This window comes from Isoptericola aurantiacus, assembly GCF_044769875.1.
In the GTDB taxonomy this organism is placed as follows: domain Bacteria; phylum Actinomycetota; class Actinomycetes; order Actinomycetales; family Cellulomonadaceae; genus Isoptericola; species Isoptericola aurantiacus.
On sequence record NZ_JBJBAE010000003.1, the window covers coordinates 222,784 to 241,110 of the forward strand.

At 72.1% G+C, this 18,327-nt stretch carries 16 protein-coding genes and 1 pseudogene; 11 read left to right on the forward strand and 6 right to left on the reverse strand.

Annotation, left to right across the window (positions count from 1 at the left end):
• Positions 1–70 precede the first annotated feature (70 nt).
• Positions 71–820 (forward strand): sulfotransferase family protein, encoded by a 750-nt coding sequence (locus ACIQLL_RS10975; protein WP_402466723.1) that lies wholly within the window; start codon positions 71–73, stop codon positions 818–820.
• Here the strand turns inward: ACIQLL_RS10975 and ACIQLL_RS10980 are convergent.
• The gene (locus tag ACIQLL_RS10980) at positions 772–1,695 is read right to left on the reverse strand and encodes a hypothetical protein (protein WP_402466726.1); all 924 of its coding nucleotides are present in this window, start codon (positions 1,693–1,695) and stop codon (positions 772–774) included. The two genes, ACIQLL_RS10975 and ACIQLL_RS10980, sit on opposite strands and share 49 nt — an antisense overlap.
• Positions 1,692–2,561 (reverse strand): hypothetical protein, encoded by an 870-nt coding sequence (locus tag ACIQLL_RS10985; RefSeq protein ID WP_402466728.1) that lies wholly within the window; start codon positions 2,559–2,561, stop codon positions 1,692–1,694. The genes ACIQLL_RS10980 and ACIQLL_RS10985 overlap by 4 nt, the downstream gene beginning before the upstream one ends.
• Before the next feature lie 184 nt (positions 2,562–2,745).
• On the opposite strand from ACIQLL_RS10985, the pseudogene ACIQLL_RS10990 reads away from it, so the two are divergent.
• The 5 genes and pseudogenes from ACIQLL_RS10990 to ACIQLL_RS11010 all read left to right on the forward strand — a co-directional run.
• Positions 2,746–3,894: pseudogene (locus tag ACIQLL_RS10990) on the forward strand (cytidylyltransferase domain-containing protein); the annotation flags it as partial.
• 114 nt (positions 3,895–4,008) lie between these two features.
• Entirely contained in the window at positions 4,009–4,899 is an 891-nt protein-coding gene (locus ACIQLL_RS10995) for an N-acetylneuraminate synthase family protein (protein ID WP_402467427.1), read from the forward strand.
• Positions 4,900–4,912: 13 nt separating this feature from the next.
• Positions 4,913–5,899, forward strand: a complete 987-nt coding sequence (locus tag ACIQLL_RS11000) for a glycosyltransferase family 2 protein (RefSeq protein ID WP_402466731.1) — start codon at positions 4,913–4,915, stop codon at positions 5,897–5,899.
• Positions 5,896–7,290 (forward strand): polysialyltransferase family glycosyltransferase, encoded by a 1,395-nt coding sequence (locus ACIQLL_RS11005; RefSeq protein WP_402466733.1) that lies wholly within the window; start codon positions 5,896–5,898, stop codon positions 7,288–7,290. Before ACIQLL_RS11000 ends, ACIQLL_RS11005 begins: the two co-directional genes overlap by 4 nt.
• Positions 7,283–8,380 carry a glycosyltransferase family 2 protein gene (locus ACIQLL_RS11010; RefSeq protein ID WP_402466735.1) on the forward strand — a complete coding sequence of 366 codons (1,098 nt, stop codon included), beginning with the start codon at positions 7,283–7,285 and terminating at the stop codon, positions 8,378–8,380. The genes ACIQLL_RS11005 and ACIQLL_RS11010 overlap by 8 nt, the downstream gene beginning before the upstream one ends.
• Here ACIQLL_RS11010 and ACIQLL_RS11015 read toward each other — a convergent pair.
• Positions 8,346–9,605, reverse strand: a complete 1,260-nt coding sequence (locus ACIQLL_RS11015; RefSeq protein WP_402466738.1) for a DUF6716 putative glycosyltransferase — start codon at positions 9,603–9,605, stop codon at positions 8,346–8,348. The two genes, ACIQLL_RS11010 and ACIQLL_RS11015, sit on opposite strands and share 35 nt — an antisense overlap.
• Positions 9,602–10,636: a hypothetical protein gene (locus ACIQLL_RS11020; RefSeq protein ID WP_402466740.1), complete on the reverse strand. Its 1,035-nt coding sequence runs from the start codon at positions 10,634–10,636 to the stop codon at positions 9,602–9,604. Before ACIQLL_RS11020 ends, ACIQLL_RS11015 begins: the two co-directional genes overlap by 4 nt.
• Positions 10,637–10,823: 187 nt before the next feature.
• Here ACIQLL_RS11020 and ACIQLL_RS11025 point away from each other — a divergent pair, with 187 nt between their 5' ends.
• Both ACIQLL_RS11025 and ACIQLL_RS11030 read left to right on the forward strand, forming a co-directional pair.
• On the forward strand, positions 10,824–11,825 hold the full coding sequence (locus ACIQLL_RS11025) for an ABC transporter permease (RefSeq protein WP_402466742.1): 1,002 nt from the start codon (positions 10,824–10,826) through the stop codon (positions 11,823–11,825).
• The gene (locus ACIQLL_RS11030) at positions 11,818–12,774 is read left to right on the forward strand and encodes an ABC transporter ATP-binding protein (RefSeq protein WP_402466745.1); all 957 of its coding nucleotides are present in this window, start codon (positions 11,818–11,820) and stop codon (positions 12,772–12,774) included. The genes ACIQLL_RS11025 and ACIQLL_RS11030 overlap by 8 nt, the downstream gene beginning before the upstream one ends.
• Positions 12,775–12,822: 48 nt before the next feature.
• On the opposite strand, the gene cysC is transcribed toward ACIQLL_RS11030, so the two are convergent.
• The gene (cysC, locus tag ACIQLL_RS11035; protein WP_402466748.1) at positions 12,823–14,064 is read right to left on the reverse strand and encodes an adenylyl-sulfate kinase; all 1,242 of its coding nucleotides are present in this window, start codon (positions 14,062–14,064) and stop codon (positions 12,823–12,825) included.
• Positions 14,061–15,032, reverse strand: coding sequence for a sulfite exporter TauE/SafE family protein (locus tag ACIQLL_RS11040; protein ID WP_402466750.1), 972 nt, complete (start codon positions 15,030–15,032; stop codon positions 14,061–14,063). Before ACIQLL_RS11040 ends, cysC begins: the two co-directional genes overlap by 4 nt.
• Before the next feature lie 176 nt (positions 15,033–15,208).
• On the opposite strand from ACIQLL_RS11040, the gene ACIQLL_RS11045 reads away from it, so the two are divergent.
• Genes ACIQLL_RS11045 through cysN form a run of 3 tightly spaced genes read left to right on the forward strand, consistent with a single transcriptional unit; the run spans position 15,209 to position 18,306 of the window.
• Positions 15,209–16,093, forward strand: a complete 885-nt coding sequence (locus ACIQLL_RS11045; protein ID WP_402466752.1) for an inositol monophosphatase family protein — start codon at positions 15,209–15,211, stop codon at positions 16,091–16,093.
• Positions 16,090–16,992 carry a sulfate adenylyltransferase subunit CysD gene (cysD, locus tag ACIQLL_RS11050; RefSeq protein WP_402466755.1) on the forward strand — a complete coding sequence of 301 codons (903 nt, stop codon included), beginning with the start codon at positions 16,090–16,092 and terminating at the stop codon, positions 16,990–16,992. The genes ACIQLL_RS11045 and cysD overlap by 4 nt, the downstream gene beginning before the upstream one ends.
• 3 nt (positions 16,993–16,995) lie before the next feature.
• Complete coding sequence (gene cysN, locus ACIQLL_RS11055; RefSeq protein WP_402466758.1) at positions 16,996–18,306, forward strand: sulfate adenylyltransferase subunit CysN; 1,311 nt, start codon at positions 16,996–16,998, stop codon at positions 18,304–18,306.
• Positions 18,307–18,327 lie beyond the last annotated feature (21 nt).

Sequence of the window (18,327 nt, forward strand, 5' to 3'; positions counted from 1 at the left end):
ACGCAGCAGAAGTCTTTTCGCGACAGAAAGGTCGGTCAGTCCGGTGCACGCTTTCCACTCCCTCGGTTACATGGATGTCGAGAAGTCCGGGTCCACCTACGTCTCGCAGTTCCTGCGGGACTTCCTCGACGACGACGAGGTACGTTTCCGCAAGCACGCCCCGATGGAGGACCGCCCGCCCGAGGGACGGCTCCACGTGCTGTCCGTGCGGGACCCGTTCGACACCTACCTGTCGCTGTACTCCTACGGCTGCCAGGGCAAGGGCGGCCTGTCCGGGACCCTGCGCGACGCCGGGCTGGGCGGCCTGTACGACGGGAGCTCGGCCGGCTTCTCGCGGTGGCTCGAGGTGGTGCTCGACCCGCAGTACTCCTCGGCGCTCAACCCGCCCACCTACCACCGGTCCGGTGTGGCGCCCGTGGCCGGCCTCCTGTCGTTCCGGGTGGCCCGCCTGTCCACGGTGCGGCCGATGCGCTGGATCTCCGCGGTCCGCAGCGCCGAGGAGCTGGTCACCGAGTACGCCGCCCGGGTACGCGCCGACGTCGTGGTGCGCAACGAGTCCCTCATCGACGACCTCGAGGACCTGGTGCGGCGGCCGGAGCTGCGCTGGCGTCCGTCGCGCGAGGTGGCGCTCGAGGCGTTGTCCCGCACCCGGCGCGTCAACACGAGCCGGCGGCTGGACCGCGATCCCGGGTTCTCCGTGCCCGACGACGCACGCCGCCGGGTCCTGGACCGGGAGCCCCTGCTCGCGCGGTACTTCCGGTACGACGAGGGTCATCGGACGTCCACCAACGAGGCGACGGCCGCGAGGTCGTCGGCGTAGCGCACGGCGTGAGCCTGCCGCTGTTCGGGGTCGAGGAACGTGGCCGGCTCCCCGTCCTGGTCGGCGACGTCGTGGCTGACGAACCGGTGGAACGCCGTCCGCTCGCCGTCGGTCCGCAGCAGGGGCAGCACGTCGAGCGCCAGGTCGGCCATGCGCTGCGTGTATCGCGAGTTCGTGCGGTGCGACCAGTCGGCGCCGGCGACGGCCTGCCCGGCACCGAGGGCGCCGACGGCATCGGTCAGGACCTGTCCGACGAGCGGGTCGGACCCGGTCCGGTCCCTGTCGTAGTCGTACAGGACGACGTTCTCCGCACCGAAGACGTCGACGAGGTCCTGCACCACCGGCACCCAGGAGAACGCCGGGTCGATGTCGGCGGTGAAGGCCGCGAACGACTGTGCCCGACCATGCTTGAGCTGCTGCAGGTACGCGGACTCGAGGAACGGTCCGTAGCTGCGGATCGTGAACTGGACGGTGCGCTCCCGGTCCGCCGTCGCCCTGTCGATGCCCTCCAGGCACGCCCGTCGTCGTGGGTAGAGGTCCGGTGCGCCGGCCACGAAGGACGGTCCGACGTTGCTCTCCGACGAGTAGAACACCCGGTGCGAGCCGGTCGCGTCCAGGAACTCGCGCAGGCGGCGGTCGGCGCCGTCCCGCGACGTGTCGTACCAACCGCCGAGCGCGGTACGGATCTCCTCCTGGGTGGTGCGCGCGGCCACGCCGTGCCGCGAGAGCAGCTCGCCGTTCTCCCGGCACCATGCCTGGATCGCCGTCGTGCCGGTCTTCTGGGACCCCAGATGGAGCACGACCCGGGAACGTTCGTCACGAGCACGTGGCGCGAGCCCGAGCATCCGACGGAGCGGGGCGGTTGCGGATCTCATCGAACCTCCACGAGCGCCTGGATCGAGGCCATGTCCTCGGCGTCGCACCGGGCGAGTCGGTCTTCCTGGGCGGGTGCGAGTCCGAGCGCGGGAGCGATGCCGGAGCCGGCATCCGCGCGGTCGACCCGGGTCTCGACGAATCTTCGCCACGCCCCGCGTTCCTCGTACGAACGCAGGTGCGGCAGGGCTGCCAACGTGAGCGCCACCATGCGGGGCGTCCACGGCGCGGCGGGCCGGCTCTCGGCAGGCGGGTCGGGAAGCGGCCCCCGGTCCGGGCCCGCGGCGAGGACGCGCTCGGCCTCGGTCAGCACCTGCCTGGAGGTGTCCGTGCCGGCGATGCGGGCGGTGACGCGGTCGGCGCCGAAGACTTCCACGAGACGCCGGACCAGCGGGGTCCAGGAAGGTTGCCGCGGCAACGACGCGACGAAGTCGTCGAAGGCGACCGCATGGCCGGCGCGGACCGACTCGACATAGGCGTCCATGACCGCCCGGCCGTGCGGGACGAGCGTCAGGGCGACATGACGCGTCGCGTCGCGGGTGGCCACGTCGATACCGGCGACCGCCGATGCCGCCGCGGGAAGCAGGTCGCCGCCGGTGAACCGGTAGACGGGCCCGAGGACCTGACCTGACGACCACAGCACCGGTCCGCCGTCGGCCACATATCCGCGCAGCTGTCGACGGCCGTGGTCGGAGCGCAGGTCGAGACCTGTGACCGCGTCGCGAAGCTCCTTGGGGTCCGTCCGGGCCGTGATGCCTCGGGCCGCGAGCGCCGGCCCGTGCGCACGGCACCACCGGTGGATCGTGCGTGTGGTGGCCGGGTCCACGCTCAGGTGGACGACGACGGAGGACGGCGGGCCGGTGGTCATGCGAAAGCTCCTGCGGATCGGAGGTGCGGTCGTCGGACTGCACCTATATAAGGCCACAGTCCATCGTGCGGATGACCGTTCCGGGACCTTGTCGCGCAACGTTCATCTCTCCGAACGCCGATGTTCTCCCGCAGTTCTCCGGAAATGACGGAGCCCTTATCGTTCAGCTCTTAGTGTCACCGCCATGAACAGCAACAACCCGGACGGCAGAGCGCTCGTCGTCATTCCCGCACGCGGAGGTTCGACGGGGATCCCGTTGAAGAACCTGGAGCGGGTCGGCGGGGTCACCCTGGTTGCCAGGGCGGTCCGCGCCGCTCTCGCGGCGTCGTCCGTGGGAGAGGTCGTGGTGTCCACGGACCACGACGGGATCGCCGCCGAGGCGCGGGCCCACGGAGCGCGGGTCGTCGAGCGTCCCGCGGACCTGGCAGGGTCCACCGCGAGCTCGGAGTCGGCCGTCCTGCACGTCCTCGACGCGGTGAACGGTGGCCCTTCCCCGGCGCCCGACCCGTTGGTCACCGTCCTGCTCCAGGCGACCTCACCGTTCGTCGACCCGTCCGACCTGGACGCGGCCGTGCGCAGGGTCTCCGCCGGCGAGCACGACGTGGTCGTGGCGGTCGCACCGACGCACGACTTCCAGTGGCGGCTCGACGACGACGGCGGTCCTGTACCCGTCGGTCACGACACGCAGCGCCGGCCCCGCCGGCAGGACCGGGCACCGCACTTCCGCGAGACCGGAGCGTTCTACGCGATGCGCACGGCCGGTCTCCGCACCAGCGGCAGCCGGTTCTTCGGATCGGTGGGCCTGCAGCCGGTCGCCCCGGAGTGGTCCCTCGAGATCGACGAGCCGCGCGACCTGTGGCTGGCACGGACGCTGCTGGGACAGCCCGCGGACCCGCTCGGGGGTCTGCCCGGTGCCGCGGGCCGCGGCCCCGACGGCATGGACGTCGACGCTCTCGTCACCGACTTCGACGGCGTGCACACCGACGACGGCGCCTTCGTCTCCCAGGACGGCACCGAGCAGGTCCGGGTGCACCGCGGTGACGGACTCGGGATCTCCCGGCTCCGCCGCGCCGGACTCCCGGTGCTGATCCTCTCGACCGAGACGAACCCGGTGGTCGCCGCCCGCGGCGACAAGCTCGGCGTCGACGTCCTGCACGGCGTCGACGACAAGGCGGCAGCCCTGCGCGACTGGTGCTCGGCCCGTCGGCTCGATCCCGCCCGCGTGGCCTACGTCGGCAACGACGTCAACGACCTCCCCGCGCTCGGCGTCGTCGGCTGGCCGGTGGCGGTGGCCGACGCCCGACCCGAGGTCGTCGCCGTCGCACGCGTCGTCCTCGACCGCCCGGGCGGCCACGGCGCCGTCCGGGAGATCTGTGACCGCATCCTCACGGGCCGGCCCGATGCCGCCCGGCCCATCGCACCACACCACCTCAGGAAGGACCCCGTCATGAGCACCACCACCCCCCTCGCCCCGGTCCGCATCGGCGACCACGAGGTCGGCGACAGCCACCCCGTCTACGTCATCGGCGAGATCGGCATCAACCACAACGGCGACGTCGAGATCGCCAAGCAGCTCATCGACGTCGCCGCGGCTGCCGGCTGCCAGGCGGTCAAGTTCCAGAAGCGCACGCCGGAGATCAGCACCCCCGCGGCCCAGCGGGACAAGATCCGGCAGACGCCGTGGGGCGAGATGACCTACCTCGAGTACAAGTACCGCGTCGAGTTCGAGCACGAGCAGTACACGGAGATCGACCAGTACGCCAAGGCCCACGGCATCCAGTGGTTCGCCTCCCCGTGGGACCTGCCCTCGGTGGCCTTCCTGGAGGAGTTCGGCGTCCCCACCCACAAGGTCGCCTCCGCCTCCGTCACCGACCACGACCTGCTGCGGGCGCTCGCGGAGACGGGCAAGCCGATCATCCTGTCGACCGGCATGTCCACCCTGGAGCAGATCGATGCCGCGGTGGAGATCCTGGGCACCGACGGACTGGTGATGCTGCACTCGACCTCCACGTACCCGCTGCCTCCCGAGGAGGCGAACCTGCGCACCATCTCGACGCTGCAGGAGCGTTACGACGTCCCGGTCGGGTACTCCGGGCACGAGACGGGCCTGCAGATCTCGCTCGCCGCCGTCGCGCTCGGGGCCGTCGCCGTGGAACGTCACATCACCCTCGACCGCGCGATGTGGGGCTCGGACCACGCGGCTTCCCTCGAGCCGAAGGGCCTGACCAACCTGGTGCGGGACATCCGCATCCTGGAGCAGGCCCTGGGTGACGGTCAGAAGCGGGTCATGCCCGGCGAGCTGTCCCCGATGTCGCGCCTGCGCCGCGTCGACGCCTGACGGGCAGGGCGCGATGCTGGACACGCGACGCCCCGCGGTCTCCGTGGTGGTCCCCGCCAGGGATGCCGCGCGGCATCTCCCCGACGCCCTCGGGAGCCTGCGCCGGCAGGGTCCGGGCGGTTCGGACCTGGGGGACGACCTGGAGGTGATCGTGGTCGACGACGGCTCGCAGGACGACACCGGGCGGGTCCTCGAGGATGCCGCGGAGCGACTCCCCGGCCTGCGCACCGTGCGCCACTCCGTGTCCCGCGGGGTGTCGGCCGCCCGGAACCACGGCGTGCGGGAGGCCCGGGGACGCTGGGTGACCTTCCTCGACCCCGACGACTGGTTCTTCCCCGGTCACCTGAGCGCCATGCTGGCGCACGCCGGGACGAGCGACGCGGACTTCCTGGTGTGCGACCAGGTCCAGGCGCGGGGCACGGCCCGTCGCACGGTGCGGGCGCCGGAGCCGCGGCGCCACCGGGTCCTCGACCCACGCACCGGCGTCATGCCGACGTCCCGGTCCACGATGGTCAACTACGTGCAGGTCAGCAGCAGGTTCCTCTCCCGTCGCGTTGTCGACGCCGGCCTGGCGCGGTTCGACGAGGACCTGCCGACCGCGGAGGACCGTGAGTGGTCCTGGCGGCTGCTGCTCGGTACCCGGGAGTACGCCGTCGTGGACGCCCCCGGCTACGTCTACCGCCGGCAGGTGTCGGGGTCGTTGACCGACATCGGCGACTCCCGCCAGCTGGGCTTCCTCCTGGCCTACGACCGCGTGCTCGACGGTGTCCGGTCCGCCGGCCAGACCGAGTTCGAACCCAAGGTCCTGCGAGACACGCTGGCCGTGCTGCACCACCACGTGAACCGGCGCAGCGCGTACCCGGACGACGTCTGGGACGCCATGGTCGCCCGGGCGCAGGCCCTCGTCGGACGGTTCGACCCGGCTGTGGTCGCCGCGCAGACCACCGCCATCGGGCACCAGCGCGCCCACGCCATCCGACGCCAGGGGGTCCACCTGTGACGGTCCAGATCATCACCGCCTCCACGCTGTTCGGCGCGGCGACGGTCGTCGCCGCGTGGGACGCCGGGGTGCTCGAACGCCGCGAGCGCACCCTGCTCGTGGTGCAGAACAACGTCCCGGTCCCCGAGGCGCACCCGCCCTTCACCGACGGTGCCGCCTTCGCCGCGTTGCGTGAGCGGTTCGACGACGTCGTCGCGTGGAACGACGTCGTCGCTCCGCTGCACCCTCAGCAGTGGAGACCCCGCGCGGAGGACGTGCCCCTGTGGCAGCGGCTGCTGCGCGACCGGTGGGGGCTGGGGGACGAACCGGTGGAGGTGGTGGGCGAGTCGGTCGCGACCCCTCCGACCGGTGCGATCGTCTCGATCTTCTCGGGTGCCGCCGTCACCGTCTACGCCGACGGTCTCATGGTCTACGGGCCCACCCGGTTCGGATTGCCGTTCGAGACCGGCGGCCGGATCGACCGGTTGCTGCACCTCGACCTCCTCCCCGGGGTCCGGCCCTCGCTCCTCGCGGAGTGGGACGTGCCGTCGTCCGTGATCTCCACCGAGGCGTTCCGCAAGGTGATCGCGGGCCTCACGACCGCCCCGGGCGTCGCGCCGATCGCGGGGCTTCTCCCCGAGCGCCGGCCGTACGCGTTGATCCTCGGCCAGTACCTCGCGGCGATCGGCCTCGTGTCGGTCGACGAGGAAGCGGCCCTGCATCGGTCGATGGTCCGCGCGGCCGCGGACCAGGGATTCACCGAGATCGTGCTCAAGCCGCACCCGTCCGCACCGCGCCAGGGCACCGAGGAGCTCGCCGAGCACGCACGGACCCTGGGGGTCACGCTCACGGCGATGCCGTCCGCCGTCCTGGCCGAGCAGGTGTTCGCCGAGTCGCCGCCAGGTCTCGTGCTCTCGTGCTTCTCGACGGCGTTGGCCACGGCCTCCGCCGTCTACGGCATCCCGACGTCCGGGGTCGGCACCGCGATGCTGCTCGAACGACTCGAGCCGTACTCGAACAGCAACCGGGTCCCCGCGGTGGTCACGGACGCGCTCGGACGCCCCGACGACACCTGGCGGGATCCCGCGCGGCTCGAACAGCTCGTCCGCGCCGTCTCGTACTGCCAGCAGCCGCAGCGGTTGACGGAGTTCCGGGCGTCCACCACCCAGCTCCTGCGGACCCTGGACGTGGAGGACGTCCGACTCTGGTTCCGCCGAGGACGGCTCACCACGCTCGGGCTGCCGGGCGGCTTCCGGCTCTCCCCCTGGCGGTCGACCCGGCTGTTCAAGCTCGCCGACGCGCTGGACCGACGCACCGGTGGTGCGCTGCGGAAGGTCGCCCGTCGGCACTACTCCCGCGCCGGCGAGGAACGCCGTGCCGGTATGGCCGCGCTGGAGGCGCGGAATGACTGACACCTGTCCTGCGACGACCGACGCGGAGCCGCGGGCCGCCACGACCGACCCGCCCGATCCCACCGGTCGGTCGACCCTGCCAGGCGTTCTCGTGGTGGCGTGCGTGCGCGACGAGGAGGCCTACCTGGCCGACGCCGTGTCCTCGGTGCTCGGGCAGGACTATGCGGGGCCGATGCAGCTCGTCCTCGCGGTCGGACCGTCGAACGACGCGACGGCGGAGATCGCCGCAGCTCTCGCCGACGACGACCCTCGGGTGCAGCTGGTCGACAGTCCGACCGGCTCACGGTCGATCGGGCTCAACGCCGCGATCTCGCGCGCGGACGGAGCCGAGGTGATCCTCCGCGTGGACGGGCACACCGTCCTGCCCGCCGACTACGTCCAGCGCTGTGTCGCCACGCTACGACGGACGGGCGCGGTCGGCACCGGTGGACTGATGCGCCCCGTCGGCACGACGACGGTCCAGCGTGCGGCAGCGCGCGCCATGAGCCATCCGGCCGGGATCGGGTCGGCGTCGTTCCATGTGGGTGGCGCGGAAGGGCCGGCCGAGACGGTCTACCTCGGTGCGTTCCGACGAGCGGCGGTCGAGGCCGTCGGTGGCTACGATCCCAGCCTCGTCCGCGCCGAGGACTGGGACCTCTGCCACCGGCTGAGGCGTGCGGGAGGCACCTTGTGGTTCGACCCGGACCTCGAGGTCACCTATCGGCCCCGACGCACGGTGGGGGCCGTGGCCAAGCAGTTCTGGCGCACCGGGATGTGGCGGCGCGAGGTGATCCGGCGGGACCGGTCGACCGCGAGCCTGCGCTACCTGGCGCCTCCCGCGGTGGTGCTGGCGACGACGGCGTCCGTCGTCGCCGCCCTGCTGGGCGTCGTCGTCGGGGCGCCCGCCCTGCTCCTGGCCGGGTCCGCCGTCCCGATGCTCTATGCGCTCGGGCTGCTCGCGGCGTCGGCGCACGCGGCCGTGAGGTCACCGCGGCTCGGGCTCGCGGAAGCCGCGGTGCTGCCCCTGGTCATGGCCACGATGCATCTGGCCTGGGGGGCCGGGTTCGTCCGGGGCCTCACCGACCGCGCCGTCGTCGACCACCGCGCCTGATGCCGTCGGGCCCGAGGGCCCGGGCCAGGCGCACCGGCAGCAGCGAGCGCAGGAGCGTGTAGAGGTGCCGGGGCCAGGACCACGGCTGGACGGTGAGCGGTGGCAGGGCGTCCGCGCGGGAGCGACGAGCCAGCCGATCGACGACGGCGGGGAGCTCCGACGGCGTGGAGTGGAGGTAGTGATCCTCGCACCAGGCCGGGTCCGGAGCCGGCCCTCCTGCACGCGACGCCGCCGGCACGTCGGCGACCCGGAGCAGGCACCCGGACCGCGCGAACTGTTCGTTCAGGAGGTGCGGACCGACCCCGAAGTCCGCCACGAAGACCGTCGGCAGGCCCCGAGCCAACGACTCCAGCGCGGCCGTCGAGCTGACGGTGACCAGGGCCGTCCCGGGGACCAGGTGGTCACCCATCGCCCCGGTGGCGAAGGTGACCGCACCGGCCGGGTGGCCCAGCCCCCGGTGCCCGGCGTCCCAGAGCTCGTCGAGCGGGTACTCCTCGTTGTGGGTCTGCCGCTCGCCCGCACGCGCCCGGAGCTTGACGACGACCTCGGTGCCGTCCTGCGCCAGCCGTGCCAGGGAGTCGAGCAGGGCGAGACGCTCGGCGCGAGCCGCCGGGACCTTGGCCTGCGCGGCCAGCACGATCCGGGACGGTCCGCGACCCGGTGCTGCTCGGTGGGCCGCAGGGACGTCCAGGAAGGGCAACCGGGTCAGAGGCAGCTCCGGCGTGCTCCCGTGGTCGGCGAACGCGGCCCGGTACGGCTCGGCCTCGACGCGTGCGTGGACGACGAACGCGTCGCACCACCGGCGCCAGCCCGTCCCCTGTGCGGTGGCCGGCAGCGCCATGCCCGGCAGCCCTGCCACCAGGGCGGGACGAGGGCCGCGCACAGCGCCGACGACGTGGCGGGCCACCAGCTCGGCGACGGGCCCGGTCGCCGCCACCAGGACGACGTCCGGGCGTTCCCGCCGGACGAGACGACGCAGTGCCGCGACGCCGACCACGGGCGGTGGGAGGACCTCGGTGCCCAGGGCGGCGGCGGTCACCTGGTCCCGGGTGGGGGCGATCGGCGACCGGAGGACGACGACGGCGGTCGACGGGTCCGCTCCGTCCTGACCGCCACGCAGCCTGTCCACGGTCCAGCAGGCCCACTTCAGATAGGAGTCCGAGTCCGCCACGGCCAGCACGCGCAGCGGGCCGCCGGTCGAGGAGTTCCCGTCCGGTGGCGTCATACGCACGACCGGACGACGGCGTCCGTGCGGTCCGGTGCGCGCCCCGCGTCGCGGTGCGCGCTCGCCACCGCGAGGACGGCGAGGTCGTGCGTCGCCTCGAGGTGTCGGCGCAGCTGTGGCCCCGCCCGGTCCGTCCACCACCCCGTCGGGACGGACTGCGACACGACCGCCACGCCACGCGGTGCGAGCAGCTGTGACAACGTGACCGCCGAGGTCGAGGGGAGCGTGACCACCCGTTGATGCGGTCGGAGCCCGCGGAGCCGGATCTCCACCGGAGCGCCGGGGGCATCCACCCGAATTCCCGGAACTCGTTCGAGCAGAGCGGTCACCATCGGCTCGTGGCGGCGGTGCGGGACGTACCGCACGGGCCCGTCGGCCGCGATCCCCCGGACCCAGGAGACATACTGGTCCGCGTGGACGAGCCGGTCCGCCACGAGCGCCGAACCCACCACGACCGTCGGTTCGTCCGGAGCGTCGTGCTGGGACCGCGACGTGAGCCAGTCGAAGCGGTGCCGGGCGATCTGAACCCCCGCGGTGGCGAGCCCGGCAGCAAGGTCGTCGGGCACCGGCAACCCCGTGCACAGGATCAGGCGACCCTCGTTCGCGAGCCGCCGCAGCCGCCGCCCGGCGAGCGAGCCCAGGCCGAGGCGCAGCGGGCCCGGACGGCTGGCGAGCCGGACGAGCGGCTCGTTCGCGACGAGCCGCCGGATCAGGTCGAGAGTGGCCAGACCGTCGTCGACGACGACGAGCCGCCGCGGAGCCGTCGGCGGAGATCGGACCAGCGCGGCCTGGAAGGCCCCCGAGAACACGTCCCCGACGAGGACGTCCCCCGAGGCCAGCCGGCGTACTGCTGGGCCCGGGTGGAGATCGAGCCCGACGGGCAGGCCGAGCGCCACGACGGCGTCCGTCGTCTCGGCGAGGGTCGGCACGCCGTCCCGGACGTGCGCGACGGTGCTCGGGCCGGCCACACCGGCCGCATGCGCTTCGACGGCGCACACCAGCTGCAACGGAGACTCCACGAACGCGTCCACGACGCGATGCTGGCACCAGCGGGCCACGGAGCGGGGTCGGACCGACGACGTGAGGGTGACAAGATCATGAACGTCGGGGGAACCCCTGCGGGAGCAGCGGCGAAGGGCGTGCCCACGATCCTGACCACCCCCGCGCTCTTGTAGACTCGAGCGTCGACATTGCCGAACGACGGGTTCCGACACCACTGTGACCACCGAGACCAGCGAGGCGACCTCCGCGTCCGGGGAGGACCGCGGACGACCGGCCAGGACGGCAGGACCCACGCCGCCGGCTCCGATCGTACCCGCCCTGTCCTCCGCCGAACGGCTCGCGCTCGCCGAGCAGTACGGCCTCCAGCCGATGGGCGTCCGTCCACCGCTGACCAGGTACCTCCGCGACCTCTTCGCGCGGTGGGCCTTCATCCGGACGCTGGGCAGCGCGACGGCATACTCGAAGAACCAGAACAACTATCTGGGCCAGCTCTGGGCGGTCCTGAACCCGACCTTGAACGCCCTGGTGTACGTCCTCGTCTTCGGCGTCCTCATCGGCGCCAACCGCGGCGTGACGAACAGCGTGGCCTTCATCGTCATCGGCGTGTTCCTCTTCCGGTTCATCGACCAGTCCGTCCAGGGTGGGGCCAGGTCGATCGCGCAGAAGACCAACCTCATCCGGTCGCTGCACTTCCCCCGAGCCGTGCTGCCGATCGCCCAGGTGTTCTCGCTGCTCGCCACGCTGGTGCCGACGCTGTTCGTGATGTGCGCCATCGTCCTGCTCAGCGGCTTCATCCCGGCGTACACGCAGATCCACGTCACCTGGTACTGGCTCCTGCTGCCGTGCATCGTCGCACTGATCTGGGTCTTCAACACCGGGTTGGCGTTCATCATGGCCCGGGTCGTGGCGATCACGCCGGACCTGGACAACATCATCTCGTTCGTGATGCGTTTCGCGATGTACGGCTCGGGGGTCATCTTCCCCGTGACGCACTACGTGGACAGGCTGCCGGACGGGGTGGAGGCCGTGCTCGACCCGATCCTCACCTACCAGCCCATCGCGGTGTTCCTCTACGTCGCGCGGTCGATCCTCATGCAGGAGGAGTCCATCCCGCCGGACGCCTGGATGTGGCTCTGGGCCACACTCTGGGCGGTCGTGACGCTGGTCTTCGGCTTCATCGTGTTCTGGCGCGGAGAGGAACGGTACGGACGTGACTGAGGCGGACCTGCACCTGGACGTCGACCTCGACGGCGAGCTGGACCCGGAGGATCTCGGCGGCGCTCCACCCGTCGCCCACCTGGGCGACCCCGTCCTCGTGGTCGACGACCTGCACATCGTCTACCGCGTCATCGGCGGCAAGGCGCGCACGGCTGCGGCCTCGGGCGCGCACGTCACCAAGAAGTCGGTCGCCAAGCCCTCCCTGCTCAAGCGCCTGCTCGCCTCCGGGTCGCAGCACGTCGGCGCCGTGAGCGAGGTCCACGCGGTCCGCGGCATCTCGTTCGTCGCCCACCACGGCGAGGCCATCGGCATCGTGGGCGTCAACGGCTCCGGCAAGAGCACCTTGCTCCGAGCCATCACCGGACTGATCCCGCCGCACTCGGGCTCGGTCCATGTCGCCGGGGAGCCCGCGCTGCTCGGCGTGAACGCCGCACTGATGCCCCAGCTCTCCGGGGAACGGAACATCGTCATCGGCGGGCTCGCCCTCGGCCTGACGCCGAAGGAGGTCGACGAGCGGTTCGACGAGGTCGTCGACTTCGCCGACATCGGCGACTACGTGTACCTGCCGATGAAGACGTACTCCTCCGGCATGGCGGCGCGGCTCCGGTTTGCGATCTCCTCGGCCGCCACCCCCGACATCCTCATGATCGACGAGGCCCTGGCCACCGGCGACGCCGCGTTCAAGTCGCGGAGCAAGGCCCGCATCGAGGAGGTGCGCGAGAACGCCGGCACGATCTTCCTCGTCAGCCACTCGATCGCCACCGTCGAGGCGATGTGCACCCGGGTGCTGTGGGTCCACCAGGGCGAGCTCGTCATGGACGGCCCGGCCGCGGAGGTCGCCGAGCAGTACCGCGCGTTCGTCCGCGCCCACCGGGAGGCGGGGTCCTCCGGCAGGGCCGGCGGGGTCGGCCCACGGGCCCGTCAGAACAAGAAGCAGCGCAAGGAGTGACGGTCGCAGGGGCGCGACGCGTCGAGCCCCTGCGACCCTGGGCCCGCCCTACGACCGGGTTCGCTCGTCCAGCGCGGCCCGGACGATCGCGACGGCGTCCTCCACGGACGTGACCGACGTGTCGATCACCAGGTCGGCGTCCGTGGGTTCCTCGTAAGGGGACGAGATCCCCGTGAACTCGGGGATCTGGCCGGCGCGTGCCTTGGCGTACAGGCCCTTGCGGTCCCGCGCCTCGCAGACCTCCAGCGGTGTGCTGATGTGGACCAGGAGGAATCGCCCCGCCGCCTCGGCGTGCTCGCGGACCCGGGCGCGACCCGACGCGAACGGCGCGATGGGTGCCGCCACGGCGATGCCGCCGTGGTAGGCCACCAGGGAGGCGACGTAGCCGATCCGCTCCACGTTCAGCTCGCGCGAGGCCTTGTCGAAGCCCAGGCCCTGGGACAGGTGGTGACGGACCTCGTCACCGTCGAGCAGCGTCGTGTGCCGGCCCTCGTCGTCGAGCTCGGCAGCCAGCGCACGGGCCACGGTGGACTTCCCCGAGCCGGACAGTCCCGTGAAGAAGACGACGGTGCCCTCCTGCCGTGCGCCCTCCACGGCCCGCAGGACCTCCTGCGCGACGGGCTCGGGGTAGAGGGCCGCCACCTCGTCGGTCCAGCGGCTCGCCAGGGCTCCGAGGCGCCGGCGGGTCTCCTCGGTGCGGTGGTCCGCGAGGCGGACCACACGGTCCGCACCGTACGCCCTGGCGACGTCGGCCCCGAGCGCACCGCTGCCCGCCGCCCAGGGCACCACCACGACGGTCGCCGCCGGCCCCCCGGCAGCCGCCGCGGTCTCGGCGACGGCCACGGCGGCCCGGGTCAGGCCGGGAGCGCCCAGGACGCCGGGCTCGGGCGACCGCCGCGCTGCCGGCACGAGGACGAGCACGGCGTCGGCGCCTGCTGTCACCGCCGGCCACGCGTCCAGCTCGTCCCGCGTCGGTGCCGCATCGACGACGACGGCGAGGACGTCGCCCTCGGGTCCCACCGACCGGCGCACCCGGCCCTGGACGTCGTGGGCGGACCGGCGTAGCGCGGGGTCCCAGTGCGGTCCCGCCGCGCGGGCGAAGGGCTTGACCGCGGTGGCCCGTCCGCCGTCGAGGACGGCCAGCGGGGTGTTCTCGGCGTCGGTGAGGGTGACGCGGGCGTCGGCGGCGAGGTCGGTCAGCTCGAGCGTCGTCGTGCCGCCGCCGAGGTGCAGCTCGAGCCGGTCGAGCTCGTCGGCGGTCAGGACGCGGGTGTGGTCGGGCAGGTTCATGAGCGTTCGGTGTCGTCCTTCGTCGTGGCGACCGGGGAGTGTTCCCGGGGAGTTGCGGTGGCGCGGGGCCGGGGCGGGTGCTTGGCGAGCTGCTCGCGCACCAGGATCCAGGTCAGGTTGCCCAGCACCAGGGCGGCCACGGCCGCGGCCGCCACGACGGCGACGGGTGCGCCGAGCAGCTTGAGGCCCGAGGCGAGCAGGAGGATGGCGAGCGCCCGGCGGATGAGGCCCCCCGGGGCCCGGCTGGAGACCTGGGCGCCGAACCAGGCGCCCGGGATCGCGCCGACGAGGAGCGACGCGGTCAGACCGAGCTCGAACTCGCCGTACAGCACGTGGCCGAGCGAGGCCGCCGCGACGAGAGGGACGGCCTGGACCAGGTCGGTGCCGACGAGGTTGGACGCCTTGAGCGCCGGGTAGAGCATCAGCAGCACGACGATGATGATCGACCCGGAGCCGACCGACGTCATGCCGACCAGGAGGCCGGCGACCAGCCCGAGGATCACGGTGGGCACCTTGCGCACCACGACCTCGGCGTTCGCGGGGCGGGCCGGACCCTCGCCGAGCGCCCTGCGGTGCTGCACCATGCCGAGGGTGGCTCGCACCACCAGCATCGTGGACGCCAGGAGCAGCGCGACGCCGAGCACGAGCTGCAGCGCCTCGTCCAGGTCGTCGCCGAAGGGCAGTGCCCGGATGAGGAAGACGCCGCAGAAGGCTGCCGGCACCGATCCGAGGCACAGCCAGAGCACGAGCTGGAGATTCACCGTCCTGCGGCGCAGGTGCACGATCGCACCCGCCGGCTTCATGAACAGGCTCGCGACGATGTCGCTCGAGACGGCGACCAGCGGGTCGATCTTGAAGACGAAGATGAGCATCGGGGTCATCAGCGCCCCGCCGCCCATGCCCGTCAGCCCGACGACGAAGCCGACCAGCAGCCCGCCCAGGACCAGTCCCCAGGTGATCTCGATCACGCGGTGGCCCCGACCTGCCTGAGCCGGCTGCCGACAGACCTGCGGGGCACCTCCGGCGTGGTGCGCGGGGCGCGTCTCGGTCGTCGAGGGGTCTCGGTCGCAGGCATGGCCGCAATGGTAGCCTCGGCGGGTTCCCAGAACGCCGTGCGCCATCTTCCGAGACCCAGAGGAGTTCGATGACCACGCCCTTGCCGGCCCTCCCCGAGGCCGACCTCGACGACGACGCGCTCGCGTCGGCGCTCGCCGAGGGGGCCGGTCACGTCCTGCTCGGCCTGCGGTCCGGCGTCGACGCCGCCGGTGGCGACTTCGAGGCGCGTGCCTTCAAGGACGCCGGCGACGCCGCCGCGCAGTCCTGGCTGGCCGCGGCTCTCGCCCACGCCCGCCCCGGCGACGCGGTCCTGTCCGAGGAGGCCAAGGACGACGCCGCGCGTACCGGAGCGGACCGCGTCTGGATCATCGACCCGCTCGACGGCACCCGCGAGTTCGCCGAGCGGACCGCGGACGCCGGGTGGCGGGACGACTTCGCGGTCCACGTGGCGCTCTGGGTGCGGGGGCACGACGACGCGACCGCGGGTCCCGGCGGTCTCGCCGCTGCCGCGGTGGCCCTGCCCGCCCGTGACCTGGTGCACACCACCGGCGCGCCGTCGTCGGTAGCAGACCTGGACGCGGGCGCCGAGGCCGTGCTGCGGGGTGACCGGCCGCTGCGGATCGCCGCCAGCCGGTCCCGCCCCCCGGCCTTCGTGGCCGAGCTCGCGGAGCGCGACGACGTCGAGCTGGTCCCGATGGGATCGGCCGGCGTGAAGGTCGTCTCCGTCGTTGACGGTACTGTCGACGCCTACGTGCACGGCGGCGGCCAGTACGAGTGGGACTCCGCGGCTCCGGTCGCGGTCGCGCTCGCCGCCGGTCACGTCAGCACGCGGCTCGACGGTTCGCCGCTCGAGTACAACCGCCAGGATCCCTGGCTCCCCGATCTGTTCGTCTGCCACCCGGCCCTGGCCGCACACCTGCGTGCGGCACTTCAGGAGGTCGGCGTGGCGATCAAGGAAGGTGCCCAGTCGTGACGTCCCACGTCCTGAGCCAGCTCCGCAGCCTCGAGGCGGAGAGCATCCACATCATCCGTGAGGTCGTCGCGGAGATGCAGCGGCCCGTGCTGCTGTTCTCCGGCGGCAAGGACTCGATCGTCATGCTCCACATGGCGGCCAAGGCGTTCGCGCCGGCGCGGATCCCGTTCCCGATCATGCACGTGGACACGGGGCTCAACTTCCCCACCGTCCTCGAGTGCCGCGACCGCTGGGTCGACACCCTCGGGATCCAGCTCGTCGTGGCCTCCGTCCAGGACGCCATCGACCGCGGCCTGGTCAAGGAGGAGCCCAACGGCTCGCGCAACCGGATCCAGACGCCGGTGCTGCTGGAGGCCGTCGAGAAGAACGGCTTCGACGCCGCCTTCGGCGGGGGCCGTCGCGACGAGGAGAAGGCGCGGGCCAAGGAGCGCGTGTTCTCGTTCCGCGACGACTTCGGCCAGTGGGACCCGAAGAACCAGCGCCCCGAGATCTGGAGCCTGTACAACGGCCGCGTCCACCAGGGCGAGTCGATCCGCGTCTTCCCGCTGTCGAACTGGACCGAGCTGGACATCTGGTCCTACATCGCGGCCGAGAACATCGACATCCCGGACCTCTACCTCGCCCAGGAGCGTGAGGTCGTGAACCGCGACGGGATGCTCTTCGAGGTCAACGAGTTCACCCCGCTCAAGGACGGGGAGACCTCCGAGACCCGCTCCGTGCGCTACCGCACGGTCGGCGACGCCAACCTGACGGCCGCCGTCGAGTCCCACGCCTCCACCCTGACCGCCATCGTCGAGGAGACCGCGGCCGTGCGCATCACGGAGCGCGGCGCCACCCGTGGCGACGACAAGGTGAGCGAGGCCGCCATGGAGGACCGCAAGCGAGAGGGCTACTTCTAAGCCATGACCACCACGACCGAGAACCTCGCCGAGGCGCTGACCGACGGATCGACCGACCTTCTTCGGTTCGCGACCGCCGGCTCCGTCGACGACGGCAAGTCCACCCTCATCGGACGCCTGCTGTTCGACTCGAAGACGATCTTCGAGGACCAGCTGGACTCGGTGGAGCAGGTCTCCAAGGACCGGGGCAACGACTACACCGACCTCGCCCTGCTGACCGACGGCCTGCGTGCCGAGCGCGAGCAGGGCATCACGATCGACGTCGCGTACCGCTACTTCGCGACGCCGAAGCGCAAGTTCATCATCGCCGACACCCCGGGCCACACGCAGTACACGCGGAACATGGTCACGGGCGCCTCGACGGCGGACGTGGCGCTGATCCTCGTGGACGCGCGCAAGGGTGTCATCGAGCAGTCGCGTCGCCACACGTTCCTGGCGACCCTGCTGGGCGTGCCGCACATCGTGGTGTGCGTCAACAAGATGGACCTCGTGGACTACTCCGAGGAGGTCTTCGAGAACATCCGCAAGGACTTCGGCGAGTTCGCCTCGCGCCTGCGCGTGCCCGACCTGACCTTCATCCCGATCTCGGCCCTGGAGGGCGACAACGTCGTCAACCGGTCCGAGAACACCCCGTGGTACGACGGCCCCGCCCTGCTGAGCCACCTCGAGCGGCTGCACGTCGCCTCGGACCGCAACCTCACGGACGTCCGGTTCCCGGTGCAGTACGTGATCCGCCCGCAGTCCCACGACGCGCGCGACTACCGCGGCTACGCGGGGACGGTCGCCTCCGGCGTCATGAAGCCCGGGGACCGGGTCGTCGCGCTGCCGGCGGGCCTGGAGACGACGATCGAGTCGATCGACACCGCGGACGGCCCGGTCGACGAGGCCTACCCGCCCATGGCGGTCACGGTGCGCCTCGCCGACGAGATCGACATCTCACGCGGGGACATGATCGCTCGTCCGAACAACACCCCGGCCGCGCTGCAGAACATCGACGCGCAGATCTGCTGGATGGACGAGACCGCCTCGCTGGTGCCCGGCAAGAAGTACGCGATCAAGCACACGACCCGCTGGGCCCGTGCCATGGTCAAGGACATCAACTACCGCGTGGACGTCAACACGCTGCACCGTGACGAGGAGGCGACCGAGATCAAGCTCAACGAGATCGGCCGCATCCAGCTGCGCGTGACGCAGCCGCTGTTCGTCGACCCGTACCAGCAGAACCCGGAGACGGGGTCGTTCATCCTCGTGGACGAGTCCACCAACAAGACGGTGGCTGCGGGCATGGTCGGCGGCCTGCCGCACTCTGCCTGAACGCCGGGTGACCGTCCCGGG

What these genes read in the sequence shown, in the direction of transcription:
- ACIQLL_RS10975 (WP_402466723.1), top strand. Translation starts at nt 71, where the DNA reads ATGGATGTCGAGAAGTCCGGGTCCACCTACGTCTCGCAGTTCCTGCGG.
- ACIQLL_RS10980 (WP_402466726.1), bottom strand. Translation starts at nt 1,695, where the DNA reads ATGAGATCCGCAACCGCCCCGCTCCGTCGGATGCTCGGGCTCGCGCCA.
- ACIQLL_RS10985 (WP_402466728.1), bottom strand. Translation starts at nt 2,561, where the DNA reads ATGACCACCGGCCCGCCGTCCTCCGTCGTCGTCCACCTGAGCGTGGAC.
- ACIQLL_RS10995 (WP_402467427.1), top strand. Translation starts at nt 4,009, where the DNA reads ATGAGCACCACCACCCCCCTCGCCCCGGTCCGCATCGGCGACCACGAG.
- ACIQLL_RS11000 (WP_402466731.1), top strand. Translation starts at nt 4,913, where the DNA reads ATGCTGGACACGCGACGCCCCGCGGTCTCCGTGGTGGTCCCCGCCAGG.
- ACIQLL_RS11010 (WP_402466735.1), top strand. Translation starts at nt 7,283, where the DNA reads ATGACTGACACCTGTCCTGCGACGACCGACGCGGAGCCGCGGGCCGCC.
- ACIQLL_RS11015 (WP_402466738.1), bottom strand. Translation starts at nt 9,605, where the DNA reads ATGACGCCACCGGACGGGAACTCCTCGACCGGCGGCCCGCTGCGCGTG.
- cysC (WP_402466748.1), bottom strand. Translation starts at nt 14,064, where the DNA reads ATGAACCTGCCCGACCACACCCGCGTCCTGACCGCCGACGAGCTCGAC.
- ACIQLL_RS11045 (WP_402466752.1), top strand. Translation starts at nt 15,209, where the DNA reads ATGACCACGCCCTTGCCGGCCCTCCCCGAGGCCGACCTCGACGACGAC.
- cysN (WP_402466758.1), top strand. Translation starts at nt 16,996, where the DNA reads ATGACCACCACGACCGAGAACCTCGCCGAGGCGCTGACCGACGGATCG.